The organism is Methylobacterium sp. WCS2018Hpa-22 (assembly GCF_031843785.1).
Classification (GTDB): Bacteria; Pseudomonadota; Alphaproteobacteria; order Rhizobiales; family Beijerinckiaceae; genus Methylobacterium.
Map to the genome: position 1 here is coordinate 96,575 of NZ_JAVTJA010000008.1, position 17,206 is coordinate 113,780.

The following is a 17,206-nucleotide window of genomic DNA, read 5'->3' on the forward strand; positions in this document are numbered from 1 at the left end:
GCGACCGTGATAGGGCGCGCATGCTTAACCGACGGTATTCATCGCGTGCGGTGCACCCGATGCGCGTCGTCGGTTTCGCCGGTTCAGGTCCGCCAGGGGTGGGCGGGCAGCTCGGTCGCGCCGACGGCGCTGGCGCCGGCCAGAGCCACCGCGTGGTCGTTTTCGACGCTCGAACCGCTGACGCCGATGGCGCCGGACATCTCGCCGTCCTTGTCGACGATCGGGATGCCGCCGGGGAAGGTGATCAGGCCTTCATTGGAATGCTCGATGCCGAAGAGCGGGCCGCCGGGCTGTGACAACTGGCCGATCTGACCGGTCATCATGCCGAAGAAAACCGAGGTCTTGGCCTTCTTCTGGGCGATGTCGATGGAGCCGACCCAGGCCCCGTCCATCCGGTAGAACGCCTTCAGGTTCCCGCCGGAATCGACGACCGCGATACACATCTGGGTGTCGAGCTCGACAGCCTTGGCGCGGGCGGCCTCGATGGCCTTGTGAGCGTCTTCGATGGTCACATGCATGGTGGTTTCTCCCTTTCGATCGACGAGATCGGAGCCGTTTGGCTGTCCTGCCCTAGGGGGAAGACGTAGCCCCGGCGCCTGTTCTCCCGGCGATACGCTGCGGACGATAGGACATTTCAGGCCTAAAGCGAGGACGGCCGCCCCTTTCGGAAGCGGCCGTCCTGCTTAGCGATGTCTACGAAGCGACCCGATCAGCTGGCCGACATCGCGTTGGCCTTCTCGATCAGCGCCTCGGCCATGCGGATCGAGGCGATGTCGATGAGGCGGCCGTCCAGCGACACGGCGCCCTTGCCGGCCTTGGCGGCCTCTTCCATGGCTTCGAGGATGCGGCGGGCCTTGGTGACTTCGGCTTCCGAGGGGGTGAACACCTCGTTGGCGAGATCGATCTGCGAGGGGTGGATCGCCCACTTGCCTTCGAAGCCGAGAGCGGCGCAGCGGCGCGCAGCGGAGGTGTAGCCGTCCGGATCGGAGAAGTCGCCGAACGGGCCGTCGATCGGGCGCAGGCCGTAGGCGCGGCAGGCGATCAGCATGCGGTTCTGGGCGAACAGCCAGGGATCCTGCCAATGGGTCTCGCGATTGCCGGCCTCGTCCTTGTCGGTGAGCACCGAGAAGTCCTTGTTGACGCCGCCGATGACGGTGGAGCGGGCGCGGGTCGAGGCGGCGTAGTCGGCGACACCGAAGGACATGGCTTCCAGGCGCTTCGACGACGTGGCGATCGCCTCCACGTTGGCCATGCCCAGAGCGGTCTCGATCAGCACCTCGAAGCCGATCTTCTTCTCGCGCTTCTTGGCCTGCTCGATCTGGGTCGTCAGCACGTCGATGGCGTAGACGTCGGCCGGCACGCCGACTTTGGGGATCAGGATCATGTCGAGGCGCGGACAGGCTTCGACGATGTCGACCACGTCGCGGTACATGTAGTGGGTGTCGAGACCGTTGATGCGGATCATCATGGTCTTGGTGCCCCAATCCAGGTCGTTGAGCGCCTGGATAATGTTCTTGCGGGCCTGCTCCTTGTCATCGGGGGCGACGGCGTCTTCGAGGTCGAGGAAGATCACGTCGGCCTTGGAGGAAGCGGACTTCTCCATGAAGGTCGGGTTGGAGCCGGGAACGGCGAGTTCCGAGCGGTGCAGGCGCGGGGTGGCCTGCTGGATCAGGGTAAAGCTCATTGGGGAATCCTTCCTTTGGGTTCGTGTTCTGGTCGTTGGTGAGAGACCGCAAAACGCGGTCCACCATACCGGTCGGGATACGCTTTCGCGCCTGTCCCAGGGCCGTGCCCGGCCCTCGGTATCCTTACAAAACCGTCAGCCCGTCGCACCGAAGCCGACGGCGATGCAGTTGATCGAGAGCAGCAGGGCGGATTTCACCGCCTCGCGCTTGTCCTCATCCTCTTCCGCGCGGAAGCGGCGAAGCAGCTCCACCTGTTCGCGGCTGACCTGGTTGATCGTGGGCAGGCGGCCGTTGAGGCGATCTCGGAAGAGGGGAAAGCGTTCCGCGAGTTCGGTGCCGCCGCTGACGCGAAGCGCCATCTCGCGGGTCAACTCATACTCGGCCTGGATCAGCGGGAAGATGCTGGCGCGAGCCTTCTCGTCGGCTACGAGACCAGCATAGTCGCGGGCGATCTCGAGATCGACCATCAGCAGCGTCTTCTCGACCTCGTCGAGGATGAGGCGGAACGGCTTCGATTCGGCGAAAAGCCGCTTCAGCTGTTCCTCGCCCTGCGCGCCACGCACGTCGAGGAAGCTCTTCAGGCCGGACCCGACACCGTACCATCCGGTGATGACGTGCCGGTTCTGCGACCATGCGAAGACCCATGGGATCGCGCGCAGGTCCGCCAGGGACCGGGCGCCGAACCGCCGCGCCGGGCGTGAGCCGATATTGAGGAGCGCGATCTCGTCCAGCGGGCTCGCGGCCTGGAAATAGGTCACGAGGTCGGGATGCTGGATCAGGTTGACATAGGCCGCGCGCGACGCGCCGGACAAGGCTTCCAGCGAGTCGTCGAACTCGTTGCGCGGGACCTTGATGGCTTCCCGCTCGGATTTCAGCGCGTGGTCGAACACCGACGACGCGAGAAGCTCCATCTGGTAGGCCGCCGTGCCCCGGTTGGCGTATTTGAACGAGACGACTTCGCCCTGTTCCGTGGTGCGGAAACGCCCGTTGATCGAGCCCGGCGGCTGGGCCGCGATGGCTCGCGCCGTCGGCGCACCGCCTCGGCTCACGGAACCGCCGCGGCCGTGAAAGAAAGCGATCGGCACGCCGGACGACTTGCCGAGTTGGGTCAGCTTGTCCTGCGCCTTGTAGAGCTCCCAATTCGAGGCGACGAAGCCGCCATCCTTGTTCGAATCCGAGTAGCCGATCATCACCTCTTGCACGCCGCCCTGCCAGCGGGTGGAGCGGCGGACCACCGGGATCGAGAACAGCTCTTTCATGATCGCGGGCGCGGCGCGGAGATCGTCGATGGTCTCGAACAGCGGCACGATCGGCAGGCAGCAGATTTCGGTGCCGGTGGCATCGAGGAAGTTGCCGGCTTCCTTGGCGAGGAGATACGCACCGAGGATGTCGGGGACCGAACGGGTCATCGACAGGATGAAGGAGCCGAAGGCCTCGCGGTCGAGCTGCTCGCGCATCTCGCCGACGAGGGCGAAAGTCTCCAGCGTCTCGCGGGCGTCGTCGGGCAGGCTCTCGAACGAGCGCTCGCCGTGCATAGGCCTCGCCAGTTCGGCCAGCAGCCAGTTCTTCCACTCCGCCGAATCGAGAGCGGGCGGCGTCTTGTTCTGGCCGTTGGCCTGGTGCCAGAGCGCATGCAGGGTCTTCGTGGTGCGCGTGGTGTTCTCACGCAGGTCGAGGCGCACCGTGGAGAATCGGAAGATTTCCACCATGCGGCGCACCGGGCGCACGAGGTCTGTGGCCAGCGACGGGCAATTGGCGTCGGCGAGCCCGGCCTCGAGGTGGCGCAGGTCGTTGATGAGCCCATCGGCGCTGGGATAGTCCGGGCCGGTCGAGCGTAAGCCTTTGTTGCGCGCGATCGTCGCCTCGATCTTGCGCAGGATGCAGGTGAGGAACTGGCGATAGGCCTCGCCGGGATTGCGGCTGGCGATGGCGCGCCCGTCGCCGCTTTCGGTGAGCAACTGGGCCAGTTCCGACTTGAACGATGCCGGCACGGGGAGCGAGCGCTCGGTGAGGGAGAGCGTGCGGCCGAGTGCGGTGACGCCATCGCGATAGCGCCGAAGGGAGGCGAGCGCGTTGCGTTGAAGTGTGGCGCGCGTCACCGACGAGGTGACGTAGGGGTTGCCGTCGCGGTCGCCGCCGATCCACGAGCCGAACTGGAAGAAGGCCGGCACCTCGAACTTCTCGTCCGGGTAATATTCGGCCAGCGATTCCTCCAGCGAGTAGAGGACTTCCGGCAGCATCTCGAACAGGGTCTCGTCGAAGAAGTGCAGGCCCCAGGCCACCTCGCGCTCGACGGTGGCCTTCTCCAAATGGAGTTCGCCGGTCATCCAGACGAGCTCGATCTGGTCCCGAAGCTCGTTCATCAGGCCGTTGCGCTCACGCTCGGTCCAGCGCGGCAGTTCGAGCTCGCGCAGGACGAGATAGATGCGGCGGAACTTCTCCAGCACCGTCACGCGCTTTCCCTCGGTGGGATGCGCCGTGATGGTCGGCCGAATGCGCAGGTCCTTCAGAAGGGCGTGGATCTCAGGCGCCTTGATGCCGTTCTTGACCGCATCCGCCAGGACCGCGCTGAAGCTGCCGGAGAGTTCCGCCCGCCCCTTGCTGCGCTCCACATGACGACGCCGGCGCATGGCGGCATTCTGCTCGGCGATGGAGAGGAGTTGGAACCAGATGCCCTGGACCTGAAGCGCGCGGGCAAGAAGCTCCGGCGAGAAATCCGAGATGTTGGCCGTGCCGAGGAGGACGGCTTCGAGTTCCGGCTCGTGGCGGCGGGCGACTTCGAGCAGGGCGTGGAAGAGTATGTCGAGCGCTTCCTTCGACGAGGTGCCGGTGATGACCGGCGGCGCGAAGGGGTGGTCGAGCGATCCGACCGGGGCGTGGAGAGTATCGGTCATCGGATGGCCACCTCGAACAGAGTTGAGCCGATGGCCGCCGACATCGTGCGGGCAACGGTGAAGAGCAGCCGCTTCGGCAGCATGGAACGCAGCGCCGGAGCGATCAAGGGGGTGGTCTGGCGGGTTGGGCGAGGCGAGCAACGCTTTACCGGAAGTGGCGGCGCTGCCCCTCACTTCCGCTCGCTCAGTGACCACCCTCCCCCGCTGAGGGGGGAGGGTTCGTCGGCTCACGCCGCGATCTTGCGCATCACCTGTTCGACCGTCGAACCGAAATCGCCGGGGCTCGGGGCGACGGTCAGGCCGTAGGAGCGCATGATCTCGGCCTTTTCGGCAGCGCTGTCGCCGGTGGCGGAGATGATCGCGCCGGCATGGCCCATGCGGCGACCCTTCGGGGCGGTGAGGCCGGCGACGAAGCCGATGACGGGCTTCGTCATGTTCTCCTTGATCCAGGCCGAGGCCTCGGCCTCCTGCGGACCGCCGATCTCGCCGATCATCAGCACGGCCTTGGTCTCGGGGTCCTGCTCGAACAGGGCGAGATGGTCGAGGAAGGACGAGCCGTTGATCGGGTCACCGCCGATACCCACCGAGGTCGTGATGCCGATGCCCCGCTCCTTCATCTGAGCGGCGGCCTCGTAGCCGAGGGTGCCGGAGCGCGAGATCACGCCGACATTGCCCTTGAGGTAGATGTGGCCGGGCATGATGCCGAGCATCGACTTGCCGGGCGAGATGATGCCGGCGCAGTTCGGGCCCACAACCATGGTGCGCTTGTCCTTGGGGTAGCGGCGCAGATACCGCTTCACCCGCATCATGTCCTGGGCCGGGATGCCGTCGGTGATCGAGCAGATCAGCGCGAGGCCGGCATCGGCCCCTTCCATGATCGCATCGGCCGCGAAGGGCGGGGCGACGAAGGTGATCGAGGTCGTGGCTCCGGTGGCCTCCACGGCCTCCTTGACGGTGTTGAACACCGGCACGCCGAGATGGGTCTTGCCGCCCTTGCCCGGGGTGACGCCACCGACGACGTTGGAACCGTAATCCAACATCTCCTTGGCGTGGAACGTACCCTTATCGCCGGTGATGCCCTGGACGATGATCGGGGTCTTCTCGTCGATCAGAATGCTCATGACGTATCCTCCCCTCGTCTCAGTGGCTGCGCTTGGCGGCGTCGCAGGCGGCGACGGCCTTGGTGGCGGCGTCCGACAGGCTGTCGGCGGTAATGAGGTCGAGACCGCTCTCGGCCAGGATCTTCTTGCCCGCCTCGACATTCGTGCCGGCGAGCCGGACGATGAGCGGCACGTCGATCTTCACTTCCTTCGCCGCCTGGATCACGCCCTGGGCGACCCAGTCGCAGCGGTTGATGCCGGCGAAGATGTTCACCAGGATCGCCTTGACGTTGCGGTCCGAGAGAACGAGGCGGAAGGCCGTGGCCACGCGGTCGGGGCTGGCGCCGCCGCCGACATCGAGGAAGTTGGCCGGCTCGCCGCCCGCATGCTTGATCATGTCCATGGTCGCCATGGCGAGGCCGGCGCCGTTGACAATGCAGCCGATTTCGCCCTCGAGGCCGATATAGCTGAGGTTGTGCTCGGCGGCCTGGGCCTCACGCGGATCGCCCTGCGAGGGATCGTGCATGTCGGCGATGTTGCGCCGGCGGAACATGGCGTTGTCGTCGAAGGACATTTTGGCGTCGAGCGCCAGGACGCGGTCGTCCTTGGTGACGACGAGAGGGTTGATCTCCAGCATGGTGCCGTCGCAATCGCGGAACGCCCGGTAGGCGTTCATGATCGTCTTCACGGCCGCCGAGACCTGCTTGATGTTCAGGCCGAGCTGGAACGCGATCTCGCGGGCCTGGAACTGCTGCAGACCGACGGCCGGCTCGACCACGACCTGGATCAGGGCTTCGGGCTCGTTGGCGGCGATCTCTTCGATATCCATGCCGCCGCGCTGCGAGGCGATGACGCGGACGCGCTCGGCCTTACGGTCGAGGACGTATCCGAGATAAAGTTCGCGCTCGAACGGATCGGCGGTCTCGATATAGACGCGCTGAACCGGCTTACCCTCGGGGCCGGTCTGGAGCGTCACGAGGCGCTTGCCGAGGAGGTCCTTGGCGGCGTCGCGGACCTCGTTGTAGGTCCGGCACAACTTGATGCCGCCGGCCTTGCCGCGCGCACCGGCATGGATCTGTGCCTTCACCGCCCAGAACGAGCCACCGAGTTCGGTGGCGGCGTAAACTGCCTGGTCGGGGCTGAAGGCCACCGCGCCCTTCGGAACCGCAACGCCGAATCCGGCGAGCAGCTCCTTGGCTTGATACTCATGCACGTCCATGTGCGTTCTCCTCGGCGTTTTTCCCTGGGACAGACACTCTCGTAAATTTCACTTCACGGAAAGAGCTTCTGCTGTAATATTTTTTTACATTCTCTTTCACTCCGCCTTTAATGGCGGCTGGAATGTATTTTGTAGACAAAAAGGCCGGCTGAGTTTGTTCTCGCCGGCCTGTCGTTGATCTTAGTTCACCTTGGCCTTTACGACCTCGTAGATCTTTTCGTTCAGTGGTCCTGCCGGCCCGAGCAATTCTTCGAGTTGCTTCAGGCGCTCATCGGCAAATCCGCGATCGTCCAGGCCCTTGGCGTTGACATAGACGTTGAGCGCGGCGCTGCGCAGGCCGGCATGAGCGGAGAGAACTGCGACCCCGGCATCGGAGATGACGTTGAGATTGCCTTTCTCAGCCACGGCCTCGGCTAGGTCGATGACCTCGCGGCAGGCGCGGCAGCAGGCGAGCGGCACGTCGGTGGCGACCTTGAGGGCCTCTTGGATCCTTGCGGCGCGAGCCGCCTTCTCCTCGTCGGTGCCCTTGGGCAAGCCGTAGGCCCCCATCACGGCATCGAAAGCCTCGACGTCATCGGCGATCATGCCGGTGAGTTCGGCCCGGAGCGCCTCCGATTTGCCGAGGATCTCCTTCAGCTCGCCTTCGACCTCGACGTATTTCTTCTTCCCGATGGTGAGGTTGCACACCATGCTGAGAAGCGCGGCACCCATGGCACCGGAGATGGCGGCGGCTCCGCCGCCTCCCGGGGTCGGGGCAGAGCTTGCGAGCCCGTCGAGGAAGCTCTGGATGGTTTCGTTGGCAGGTGAGGTCTTCTCGCTCATGGGTCAGGCCATCGTCTTGGCGAGGGCGTAGATCTCCTCGGCGTCGAAGACCTTCTCGGCGCTGTCGAAGAGCTGGCCGACGCAGGCGCGGTGAAGCTTCAGCTTCAGGCCGCCGATGCCGAGGGCGCCGAACACCTTCTTGCCGTGGCGCTCCTTGCCCTTGTCCATGGCGTCGATGCCGCCGAAACCGAGGGGCGGCTGGGCGTTGTAATCGGCGATGAACTCGATGCTGGCCTCGTCCTTCCAGTCGGCTTCGGCCAGAAGTTCGAGCCCGATGGCGCCGGCGGAGAAGACCAGGTTCTGGCCCTTGACGATGGCGGCGCGAGACGCGGCGTCCGGCGTGGCGGCGGCGCTGATCTGGACCTTGAAGCGCTTGTTGATGGAATCGGCGGCAGCCTGAGCCTTATCGAGAGAGCGACCGCACAGAACCACGGTGGCGCCTTCCTGAGCGAGGAGTGCGGCCGAGCGCATGCCCACCGGACCGGTGCCGGCCAGAACGACGGCCTTCTTCCCCTGAAGCGAGCCGGCAGCCTTCTGAACCAGAGCGACGCCTGCGGCGGCCGTGGTGTTCGAGCCGTTCGAATCGAGCATGATCGAAACGCGGAAGGGGCCGAAGAAGCGCTTCTTCACCGCCTCGAACACGGCCTCGCCAGCCGCCATGCTGCCGCCGCCCACGAAGATCGCCGTGGACTTCTTCTCGGAACCGCCGCGGGTGTAGATGGTCCCGTCCACCAAGGCGCCGACATTGTCGGGCGTCACGTTGCCGTAACCGGTGATGCGATCGGCGCCACCATCGTAGCCGACGACCACGTCGAACACGCTCGGAACGGTATCGGTATCGAATTGGAACAGCAGCTTCTTGGTCATGTCGTTTCCTCTGCCCGCGTCGCTGCGCGGCTGACGTATCGTTGTCATTGGCGCGTCTCGTCAGATCGCGCGATGGACCGTCCCCATTATCGTGGAGCGCCGCCGGCGAGACCGTAATTCCGGCTCGCCCTCGGTGCGGACTCGATCGGCGTCCGCATTCATGGTGTCCGGAGTACCGCCTTGTGGCCCCCGAATGATTACGGCTCCGGGGAGCCGACCCGTCGTCGCGTTCAGCCTTCGACCACGTTCTGCGGTTTGCCCGCAACATAGGCCTCGACATTATCCACGAGCTGGTCAGCCAGGATCTGCATCGCTTCCTTGCTCGCCCAGGCCACGTGCGGCGTGACGATGAGGTTCGGCAGGTCGAGCTCGCACAGGATGTTGCCGTTCTTGGGCGGCTCGGTCATCACCACGTCGAATCCGGCGCCACCGATCGTTCCGGCCTTGAGCGCCTCGGCGAGAGCTTCCTCGTCGACGAGGCCGCCACGCGCCGTGTTGATCAGGATGGCGTGCTTCTTCATCTTGGCCAGCTGCTCGGCGCCGATCATGTTCCGGGTCTCCGGCGTCAGCGGCGCATGCAGGGTGATGACGTCGGATTCGGTCAGGATCGTCTCGAAATCCACGAGGCCTTCCTGCGGGAACACATCGTAGGCAATGACCTTCATGCCGAGCGCTTCCGCACGCTTGGCGATGGACTTGCCCAGAGCCCCGTAGCCGACGATGCCCAGCGTCGAGCCGGCGATGTCGTGGATAGGATAATCGAAGTAGCAGAACTGGGTGGACTTCGCCCAATCGCCCCGGCGCACTGAATTCGCATAGGGCACGATGGCGCGCCGCAGGGCGAACATCAGGCCGATCACGTGCTCGGGGACGGTGTTGAAAGCGTAATTACGGATGTTGACGACAGTGATGCCGAGTTCTTTGGCGGCCTTCTTGTCGACGACGTCGGTACCAGTGGCGGCGACAGCGATGAGCTTGAGATCGGGCAGCTGCTTCAACGTGTCGGCGCGCATCGGCACCTTGTTGATCAGTGCGATCTCGGCACCGTTCAGGCGCTCGACGATCTCTTCCGGCGTCCAGGTCGACTCGTATTCGGTATATTCATGCGGGAAATTGAATTCACGCACCTTGGCATCGAGGGATTCACGGTCGAGGAAGACGATTTTGTGCGCCATTGGAACCCTCAAGCGACGTTCCGCGCCAAGCGCGACGTTACGCGATACACACTTCTATAGACGATGCCCCGGGGCCGGCGAGAGGCCGGCCCCGGGAAATCACGGTGATCAGGACTTCGCGAGCGGGTTTTCGCGCAGGTAGCTGGAGGCGGCGGCGACGCCGGAGCCCGGCTGCACCTTCACGCCGTTGTCGAGCATGGCCATTTCCGCGCCCGCGATGGCGCCGAGGAGCGAGAGCTCGTTCAGGTCACCCACGTGGCCGATACGGAACACCTTGCCGGCCACCTGGCTCAGACCAGCGCCGAGGGCGAGGTTGTAGCGCACGAAGGCGTGCTTGATGATCGCGGCGGCATCGACGCCTTCGGGAACGAGGATCGCGGTCACCGTGTCGGAGTTCCACTTGGCTTCCTTGGCGCAGGTCTTGAGACCCCAGGCCGCCACGGCCTGACGGGTCGCCTCGGCGAGCACGGCATGGCGGTGGTAGACGTTCTCGAGACCTTCTTCCCGCAGGCAGGCGAGTGCCTCGCGCAGGCCGTAGAGAAGCGGCAAAGCGGGGGTGTAGGGGAAGTAGCCGGCGCCGTTCTGCTTCTGGTGGTCGGCCCAGTCGAAGTAGACATGCGCGAGGCGATCGTTCGGACCCGACGACGACTCGGCAGCCTTCAAAGCCTTCTGGCTGACGCAGATCACGCCGAGGCCGGCGGGGAGCATCAGGCCCTTCTGCGAGCCCGCGATGGCGCAATCGACCTTCCACTCGTCCGCGTAGAACGGCAGCGAGCCGATCGAGGACACGCCATCGACGAAGAGAAGCGCCGGGTGGCCGGCCGCGTCGATCGCCTTACGCACGGCACCGATGTCGCTGGTGACGCCGGTGGCGGTCTCGTTATGGACCGTCATGACGGCCTTGATCTCGTGGTTCGTGTCGGCGCGCAGCGCCTCCTCGATCCGCTGCGGGTTCGCACCCGTGCCCCACTCTTCTTCCTGAACGATCACGTTCAGGCCGAGGCGCTGGGCCATGTCGATCCAGAGGTGGCTGAACTGGCCGAAGCGCGAGGTCAGAACCTTGTCGCCACGGTGCAGCGTGTTCGTCAGCGCGGATTCCCAGATGCCGGTGCCGGACGCGGGGAACAGGAAGATGGTGCCTTCGGTGGAGCCGAAGACCGCCTTGGTCTCTTCGAACAGGGGCTTGGTCAGCGTCGGGAAGTCGACCGAACGGTGATCTTCCGAGGGGACGATCATCGCCCGCTGAACGCGGTCAGGAATGTTCGTCGGGCCCGGAACGAACAGATGATTCCGACCCGGTCGTCTCGTTGCCGCCATGTTGTGTCTCCGGTTCTTCTTTGGTTCGCGTGCACGCAGCGCACGACGCTGGGTTCGAATACGGTGGTCTAAGGTCGCGATCCGGCTTGGGTCGACGCCAGTGCGGTTCCTAAGCTTTGGATGAGGATACGACAACGTTGCCGAACGCCCGGCTCACGTTTTTCCGGCCGGATGCGATGGCATGGTCCGCGTCAATCGACGGGTGGCGTGAGGCCAGCCCCGAGGCATCTTCGATGCCCGCGAGATCCGGAATGCTCGACGCAACCGCCTTCGACTGAATCAAGCCTCTCTCCGTTGGCCGGGGCGCGCGGTATTCGCACACTCCCATGGCCGTGGACGTCGTTTCTCACCTCGTCGGCGGCCTTGATTTTGCCTCGTGCGGGCTCCGGACACACGCTTTCCAGCGCGATCCGGTGGGTCACCTTGGACCTGACTATGCCGAGGTTCGCGGTCGAAGGAAAATGCAAAAAACTTCGTCGCCACTCAAAAAATTTGTGGCGCAATGCAGCATCTCTGCGCCTTGCTTGAAAGGGGTCCGCTGCGAAGCGAGCAGAGGTCGCGTCATCAAACTGATACGGGAATCCGGTTTGGCTCAACGCACCGAAGCCATTCGGAGTGGGTCGTGGGCGAAGATACAGAGAAGACGATCCGCGTGAGGACGCTCTTCCTGTCCGATATGCATCTGGGCACGAAGGGCTGTCAGGCAGGGTTACTGCTGGAATTCCTGCGGGATTACGACGCCGATGAGATCTACCTCGTCGGCGATATTGTCGACGGCTGGCAGCTCAAATCGGGCTGGTTCTGGCCGCAGAGCCACAACGACGTGGTGCAGAAGCTGTTGCGCAAAGTGCGCAAGGGCTCGACGTTGATCTACATCCCCGGCAACCACGACGAATTCCTGAGAGATTATCTCGGCATGACGTTCGGTGGGATCGAGGTGGTGGACGACCGGATCCACGTCGCGGCAGACGGCAAGCGCTACCTCGTCATCCACGGCGACCAGTTCGACATGGTCGTTCGGCATGCCAAATGGATCGCCTTCCTGGGTGACGGGGCTTACACGTTCGCGCTCTTCATCAACACGCATCTGAATACGATCCGGCGCCGCCTCGGCCTCGCCTACTGGTCACTCTCGGCCTGGGCGAAGCTGAAGGTGAAGAACGCCGTCAATTTTATCGGAAAGTTCGAGGAGCTTTTGAGCGCCGAGGCGAAGCGCGTGGGCGCCGACGGCGTCATCTGCGGACATATCCACCATGCCGCTCACCGCCAGATCGCCGGGCTGACCTATCTGAACACCGGGGATTGGGTGGAATCCTGCACCGCCATCGTCGAGCATTACGATGGCACCATGGAGGTGCTGCATTACCCGAGCGTGCTGCGGGCACGCGCTGCCGCCGAAGAGGCGGAACGAGGCGCGGTCCTCTCGAATCCGGCAAGGGCGGTCGCGTGAGGCTGCTGATCGCCACCGATGCTTGGCACCCGCAGGTCAACGGTGTGGTCCGTTCGCTCGAGAACATGGCCAGCGCCGGCCGCGAGCTCGGGTTCGAGACGGTGTTCCTGACCCATCAGGATTTCGCTTCGGTGCCGCTTCCGGGATATCCCGAGATACGGCTTTCCTATGCCACGAAAGGTAAGGTCGCACGCCTCTGGGCCGATCTTGCGCCGACCCATGTGCATGTGGCGACCGAGGGGACCGTCGGTTACGCGACCCGCCGCTATTGCCTCTCGCATGGCCGCCCGTTCACCACGAGCTACCACACGCGCTTTCCCGAATATCTCGCCGCCCGCGCGCCCGTTCCGGAGAGTTGGAGCTACGCATGGCTGCGGCGTTTCCACGGCGCGGCGAGCGGTACGATGGTATCGACCCCATCCCTCGAGCGTGACCTCGCCTCCCGTGGGTTCGGTAACCTGATGCGCTGGACGCGGGGAGTCGATACCAACCTCTTTCGCCCCGCTGGGCCGGATGACGTCCTGCCGGATACCCTGGTCGGGTTGCCCGGACCGTTCTTTCTTTTCGTCGGCCGGCTGGCGGTGGAGAAGAACGTCGCGGCCTTCCTCGATCTCGACCTGCCGGGCACGAAGGTTGTGGTGGGAGACGGACCGGACAGGGCGCGTCTCGCCGGCCTGTATCCGCAGGCGTGCTTCCTCGGCACCCTCACCGGGGCGGCGCTCGCCCGGATCTATGCGGCGGCGGACGTCTTCGTGTTTCCGAGCCTGACCGACACGTTCGGCATCGTGCTGCTCGAAGCCCTGGCCTGTGGCGTACCGGTGGCGGCCTACCCGGTGACCGGACCACTCGACGTCATCGGTGGCACCGGCGCCGGAATTCTCGGGCCCGACCTGCGCGAGGCCGCGCTTGCCGCCCTGTCGATTCCTCGTGAACGCTGTCGCGCGGAAGCCCTGCGCTATACCTGGAGCGAGAGCGCGCGCCAGTTCTTCACCAACATCTCGTTGGCGCACGGCACCGGCCTTCCCGTCCCCCGGCGCCGATCGTTCCGGGCCGCACCGGCCGTGTGACCAGGCGACGAGGGATGGCTCCGTGATCCCGCTGGTAGAAGAGATCGGCCTCCCACACGTTTCTGCCCGTCCATCCCGTGACCGTCGGACGGGACGGGTGTAGGCAGACGGCCTGATGCCCAGACCGTTCACCGATTCCGTCGCCCGCACCCTCCCCGCTCTCATCGGTTGCGACGAGGTCGGGCGGGGCGCTCTATCCGGCCCCGTGGTCGTGGCGGCGGTGTGGTTCGATCCGGCCGTGTTCCCGGCCTCAGTGCTCGCCTGCCTCGATGATAGCAAGAAGCTCGATCGGGCGACGCGGGAGCGCCTGACTCCTTTGATCAGGGAACATGCCGAGGTTGCGGTTGCCGCCGGCTCGCGTGCTCTCGTAGACCGGATCAATGTCCGCGCCGCGACCCTCGCCGCCATGAAGAGAGCCGTCGAGAAACTCGGGCTCGATGCGCCCGTGGCCGTCGATGGCCGCGACAGCATTCCCGGCCTTGCTCTTCCGTGCCGGGCGGTGATCGGTGGCGACCGGCTCGTACCGCAGATCGCCGCGGCGTCCATCGTCGCCAAGACCTTGCGGGACGATCTCATGCGGGTCCTGGCCACCCGTCATCCGGCCTATGCCTGGGATCGCAATGTCGGATACGGGACCGCTTCCCACCTTGCCGGCCTGGAGAGAATGGGCCGTTCGGCGCATCACCGGGTGAGCTTCACCAAGCGTTTTGCTTCATCGCCCGCGGCAGTCACAACAGGCTGAGCTGAGCCCCGATGGCGGCCGTGCGGTCGAAGAGATCCGTGCGCAGGGTGATGCGTGCATCTACATAGCCGAGACGCTGCTTTGCGAGCCGCATGCGTTGGGCGATGAGGTCGGCATAGGCGCCGCTGCCGGTCATCCGCCGGCCGAAAGTCGCATCATAGGCTTTGCCGCCGCGGGCCTCTCGCACGAGCGACATCACATGGCGCTGGCGTCCAGGATAATGTTCGGCGAACCAGTCGTTCACGAGGTCGTCGAGTTCGAGAGGCAGCCGCAGAAGGACATGCCGCGCCTCGACGGCACCGCATTCCCGCGCCCGCTCCAACACCGCCTCGATCTCATGGTCGTTCAGCGACGGAATGACCGGTGCCATCATCACCATGACCGGGATGCCGGCGCGGCTCAGCTGGCGGATCGCATCGAGGCGCCGAGCCGGATGGGGGGCGCGTGGCTCCATGCGCCGGGCGAGGACCGGGTCGAGAGTGGTCACCGACATCGCCACTTTGACGAGTCCGAGTTCGGCCATCGGCGCCAGAATATCGATATCGCGGGCGACGAGATTCGATTTGGTGACGATACCGACGGGATGGCGGAAACGCGCCAGCACGCCGAGCACGGCGCGGGTGATGCCGTGGTCGCGTTCGATGGGCTGGTACGGGTCCGTTGCCGTCCCGAGGGCGATCGTCTCCGGCACGTAGCCCTGCACCGAGAGCTCCCGCTCCAGCAACTCGGCCGCGTTCGCCTTGTGGAACAGCTTCGTCTCGAAATCGATGCCCGGCGAAAGGCCCACATAGGCATGGTTGGGCCGGGCGAAGCAGTAGACGCAACCATGCTCGCAGCCGCGATAGGGATTGATCGAGCGATCGAACGGCAGGTCCGGCGAAGTATTCCGTGTCAGGATGCTGCGTGCGCGCTCGGGAAGATCTTCCGTCGGCAGGCGCCGGACCGCGTCATCCGAAGCCCAGCCGTCGTCGAACGTCTCGCGCTGCGCCGGCTCGTAGCGACCGCTGGGGTTGGCCGTCGCCCCACGTCCCTTGCGTGCGCTTGTGGGGAAGGTGCTTCCCGCGAGCCGCCGAGCGGGGACGGCGAATGGGTCGTCGCATTCGCCGCCACCATCCTTCACCGCTCGGACCACGCTGCGAGTTCCGTCCCGGCCGGGTCCGTGAAATGAAAGCGACGGCCGCCGGGAAAGGTGAAGATCGGCGCTACGATCGTGCCACCTGCCGCCTCGATGCGGGCCTGCATGGCTTCGAGATCCTCGGCGTAGAGCACGGGCAACGGCATCGCTCTCGGTGCATCGGCATCGAAACCGCCATCGAGGCCCTGTTCGAAGGCGGCGTAGCGAGGGCCGTAATCGACGAATCTCCACCCGAAAGCCGTCCCGTAGAACGCTTTCACCCGGTCGAGATCGCCGCCCGGCAATTCGAGATAATCGATCTTACCATCCTGTCGCATCCGTGACCCCCAATTCGCCCTGACGCCAAAACCATACGGCGACTTTAGCCTTCGCTTTCGCCACCCGTCCTTACGATCCGAACATATCAGGAACACGACGGCTGGCGCTGCCCTTATTTCGAGCAATCGCCGGCTTATGACGCCCCGGAACGGTTTCTTGCGGAGCTTTCGCGGCCACCTGGCTTTTCCCACGCTGAAAATACGCTATGCGCGCGCATGATTTCGGCTCTGATCCATGTGGCGAGGCCGGCCGACCCCTTGGCGGTCGACCAGCTCGCCGACACCCTGGGGGCTCTCGTCGAGGGCGTTGCTGCCGGGCTCGTCGGCGATGCGGTGATCATCGCCCCAACCCATAACGCAGCGATCGATGCCGTCGCCGAGGCAACCGGCGCGACCTTCGTGGTCCGTTCGGGTGGTACGCCCCCTTGGTCGGCTGGCGCGAAGGCCGCGCGGCGGGAGTGGGTCCTCTGCCTCGAAGCAGGCGACGTTCCGGCCGAGGGCTGGATCCGCACGATCGATCGGTTCATCGGCACGGCGCGGCCGGAAATGGTCCTCGGGCGATTGCGCCGGCCGCATGCCGGGCTGCCGTCGCGTCTTGCGGCGCAGGGTGAGTCCGTGATCGGTGTCCGTGCGCCCCGCGCCGGGGACCTCGTGCGCCGCGACCGCCTGATCGCAAGCGGCGTCTTCTCGACCCGCCTGCATCCGCGACGGGTGAATGTGCGGCTCAACCGAGGGTGATCAGACCGGGATCGAAGCGCCGCGTCGAAGGTGTTCGTCCAGGCGTGGCATGATCTCGACGAAGTTGCAGGGCCGGTGCCGATAATCGAGCTGAGCCGAGAGAATGCCGTCCCAAGCGTCGCGGCAGGCACCCGGCGATCCCGGCAGGACAAAGACGAATGTCGCGTTCGCGAGTCCTGCCGTGGCCCGCGACTGGAGGGTGGACGTCCCGATCTTGTCGTAGGAGATGCGATGGAAGACCGCCGAGAAGCCGTCCATCCGTTTCTCGAATAGCGGCTCGATCGCTTCCGGCGTCACGTCGCGTCCAGTAAAGCCGGTGCCGCCGGTGGTGATCACGACGTCGACCGACGAATCCCTGGTCCACGATTCCACCTGAGCGCGGATCGCCGCCACCTCATCGGGCACGATGGCCCTGCCGGCGAGACTGTGCCCTGCCGCCACGAGCCGCTCACACAGCGTGTCGCCGGAACGATCATCTTCGGCGACACGAGTATCGGAGACGGTCAGCACCGCGATAGAAAGCGGGATAAAGCTACGGGTCTTGTCTGCGGCGACCATGGCTGGCTGCTCTCGGCTCGGCGATAACGCTTCGTTCTACCCGTGAATGGGCCCGATGGTCGATCCCGACATATGAGCGTCCTCGGCCGCTCCCCGGGGCGGACACGATACCGTGCCCGG

At 65.1% G+C, this 17,206-nt stretch carries 17 protein-coding genes; 4 read left to right on the forward strand and 13 right to left on the reverse strand.

Translation table 11 applies throughout. From position 1 onward, the window contains the following. Positions 1-83: 83 nt before the first annotated feature. The 10 genes from RQI43_RS12460 to RQI43_RS12505 form a co-directional block, all read right to left on the reverse strand. Positions 84-518: a heme-binding protein gene (locus RQI43_RS12460; protein WP_018042404.1), complete on the reverse strand. Its 435-nt coding sequence runs from the start codon at positions 516-518 to the stop codon at positions 84-86. Positions 519-709: 191 nt separating this feature from the next. After that, positions 710-1,684, reverse strand: coding sequence for a CoA ester lyase (locus RQI43_RS12465; protein WP_018042403.1), 975 nt, complete (start codon positions 1,682-1,684; stop codon positions 710-712). A gap of 135 nt (positions 1,685-1,819) precedes the next feature. Then, complete coding sequence (locus tag RQI43_RS12470) at positions 1,820-4,579, reverse strand: phosphoenolpyruvate carboxylase (RefSeq protein WP_056430083.1); 2,760 nt, start codon at positions 4,577-4,579, stop codon at positions 1,820-1,822. Positions 4,580-4,806: 227 nt separating this feature from the next. Next, a complete protein-coding gene (gene sucD / locus RQI43_RS12475; protein WP_056430080.1) occupies positions 4,807-5,700 on the reverse strand; it encodes a succinate--CoA ligase subunit alpha in 894 nt (297 codons plus the stop codon). Positions 5,701-5,719: 19 nt separating this feature from the next. After that, positions 5,720-6,898, reverse strand: coding sequence for a malate--CoA ligase subunit beta (locus RQI43_RS12480; protein WP_056430078.1), 1,179 nt, complete (start codon positions 6,896-6,898; stop codon positions 5,720-5,722). 180 nt (positions 6,899-7,078) lie between these two features. Next, positions 7,079-7,720, reverse strand: a complete 642-nt coding sequence (fchA, locus tag RQI43_RS12485) for a methenyltetrahydrofolate cyclohydrolase (RefSeq protein ID WP_056430075.1) — start codon at positions 7,718-7,720, stop codon at positions 7,079-7,081. A gap of 3 nt (positions 7,721-7,723) precedes the next feature. Beyond that, positions 7,724-8,587: an NADP-dependent methylenetetrahydromethanopterin/methylenetetrahydrofolate dehydrogenase gene (locus RQI43_RS12490; RefSeq protein ID WP_056430072.1), complete on the reverse strand. Its 864-nt coding sequence runs from the start codon at positions 8,585-8,587 to the stop codon at positions 7,724-7,726. 230 nt (positions 8,588-8,817) lie between these two features. Continuing rightward, positions 8,818-9,762, reverse strand: coding sequence for a D-2-hydroxyacid dehydrogenase (locus RQI43_RS12495; RefSeq protein ID WP_311275348.1), 945 nt, complete (start codon positions 9,760-9,762; stop codon positions 8,818-8,820). A 108-nt stretch (positions 9,763-9,870) separates the two neighbouring features. Next, on the reverse strand, positions 9,871-11,079 hold the full coding sequence (locus RQI43_RS12500; RefSeq protein ID WP_056430067.1) for an aminotransferase class V-fold PLP-dependent enzyme: 1,209 nt from the start codon (positions 11,077-11,079) through the stop codon (positions 9,871-9,873). A 109-nt stretch (positions 11,080-11,188) separates the two neighbouring features. Further along, positions 11,189-11,362, reverse strand: coding sequence for a hypothetical protein (locus tag RQI43_RS12505; protein WP_156467843.1), 174 nt, complete (start codon positions 11,360-11,362; stop codon positions 11,189-11,191). Between the two features lie 339 nt (positions 11,363-11,701). On the opposite strand from RQI43_RS12505, the gene RQI43_RS12510 reads away from it, so the two are divergent. The 3 genes from RQI43_RS12510 (at position 11,702) to RQI43_RS12520 (ending at position 14,338) form a co-directional block, all read left to right on the forward strand. Further along, complete coding sequence (locus tag RQI43_RS12510) at positions 11,702-12,529, forward strand: UDP-2,3-diacylglucosamine diphosphatase (RefSeq protein ID WP_056430064.1); 828 nt, start codon at positions 11,702-11,704, stop codon at positions 12,527-12,529. Beyond that, positions 12,526-13,596, forward strand: a complete 1,071-nt coding sequence (locus RQI43_RS12515; protein WP_311275349.1) for a glycosyltransferase family 1 protein — start codon at positions 12,526-12,528, stop codon at positions 13,594-13,596. Before RQI43_RS12510 ends, RQI43_RS12515 begins: the two co-directional genes overlap by 4 nt. 115 nt (positions 13,597-13,711) lie before the next feature. Next, a complete protein-coding gene (locus RQI43_RS12520) occupies positions 13,712-14,338 on the forward strand; it encodes a ribonuclease HII (protein WP_311275350.1) in 627 nt (208 codons plus the stop codon). Here the strand turns inward: RQI43_RS12520 and RQI43_RS12525 are convergent. Beyond that, positions 14,325-15,458, reverse strand: a complete 1,134-nt coding sequence (locus RQI43_RS12525; RefSeq protein WP_405030615.1) for a PA0069 family radical SAM protein — start codon at positions 15,456-15,458, stop codon at positions 14,325-14,327. The genes RQI43_RS12520 and RQI43_RS12525 overlap by 14 nt on opposite strands. After that, positions 15,455-15,790, reverse strand: coding sequence for a VOC family protein (locus RQI43_RS12530; protein WP_207410713.1), 336 nt, complete (start codon positions 15,788-15,790; stop codon positions 15,455-15,457). Before RQI43_RS12530 ends, RQI43_RS12525 begins: the two co-directional genes overlap by 4 nt. Positions 15,791-16,006: 216 nt before the next feature. On the opposite strand from RQI43_RS12530, the gene RQI43_RS12535 reads away from it, so the two are divergent. Beyond that, positions 16,007-16,528: a hypothetical protein gene (locus RQI43_RS12535; protein ID WP_207410715.1), complete on the forward strand. Its 522-nt coding sequence runs from the start codon at positions 16,007-16,009 to the stop codon at positions 16,526-16,528. Here RQI43_RS12535 and moaB read toward each other — a convergent pair whose 3' ends face one another. After that, positions 16,529-17,086, reverse strand: a complete 558-nt coding sequence (gene moaB, locus RQI43_RS12540; RefSeq protein ID WP_056430048.1) for a molybdenum cofactor biosynthesis protein B — start codon at positions 17,084-17,086, stop codon at positions 16,529-16,531. Between the last annotated feature and the right edge of the window lie 120 nt (positions 17,087-17,206).

Excerpts from the sequence above, each read along its gene's own strand:
- RQI43_RS12460 (WP_018042404.1), bottom strand. The coding sequence starts at position 518 with ATGCATGTGACCATCGAAGACGCTCACAAGGCCATCGAGGCCGCCCGC.
- RQI43_RS12465 (WP_018042403.1), bottom strand. The coding sequence starts at position 1,684 with ATGAGCTTTACCCTGATCCAGCAGGCCACCCCGCGCCTGCACCGCTCG.
- RQI43_RS12470 (WP_056430083.1), bottom strand. The coding sequence starts at position 4,579 with ATGACCGATACTCTCCACGCCCCGGTCGGATCGCTCGACCACCCCTTC.
- sucD (WP_056430080.1), bottom strand. The coding sequence starts at position 5,700 with ATGAGCATTCTGATCGACGAGAAGACCCCGATCATCGTCCAGGGCATC.
- RQI43_RS12480 (WP_056430078.1), bottom strand. The coding sequence starts at position 6,898 with ATGGACGTGCATGAGTATCAAGCCAAGGAGCTGCTCGCCGGATTCGGC.
- fchA (WP_056430075.1), bottom strand. The coding sequence starts at position 7,720 with ATGAGCGAGAAGACCTCACCTGCCAACGAAACCATCCAGAGCTTCCTC.
- RQI43_RS12490 (WP_056430072.1), bottom strand. The coding sequence starts at position 8,587 with ATGACCAAGAAGCTGCTGTTCCAATTCGATACCGATACCGTTCCGAGC.
- RQI43_RS12495 (WP_311275348.1), bottom strand. The coding sequence starts at position 9,762 with ATGGCGCACAAAATCGTCTTCCTCGACCGTGAATCCCTCGATGCCAAG.
- RQI43_RS12500 (WP_056430067.1), bottom strand. The coding sequence starts at position 11,079 with ATGGCGGCAACGAGACGACCGGGTCGGAATCATCTGTTCGTTCCGGGC.
- RQI43_RS12520 (WP_311275350.1), top strand. The coding sequence starts at position 13,712 with ATGCCCAGACCGTTCACCGATTCCGTCGCCCGCACCCTCCCCGCTCTC.
- RQI43_RS12530 (WP_207410713.1), bottom strand. The coding sequence starts at position 15,790 with ATGCGACAGGATGGTAAGATCGATTATCTCGAATTGCCGGGCGGCGAT.
- RQI43_RS12535 (WP_207410715.1), top strand. The coding sequence starts at position 16,007 with ATGATTTCGGCTCTGATCCATGTGGCGAGGCCGGCCGACCCCTTGGCG.
- moaB (WP_056430048.1), bottom strand. The coding sequence starts at position 17,086 with ATGGTCGCCGCAGACAAGACCCGTAGCTTTATCCCGCTTTCTATCGCG.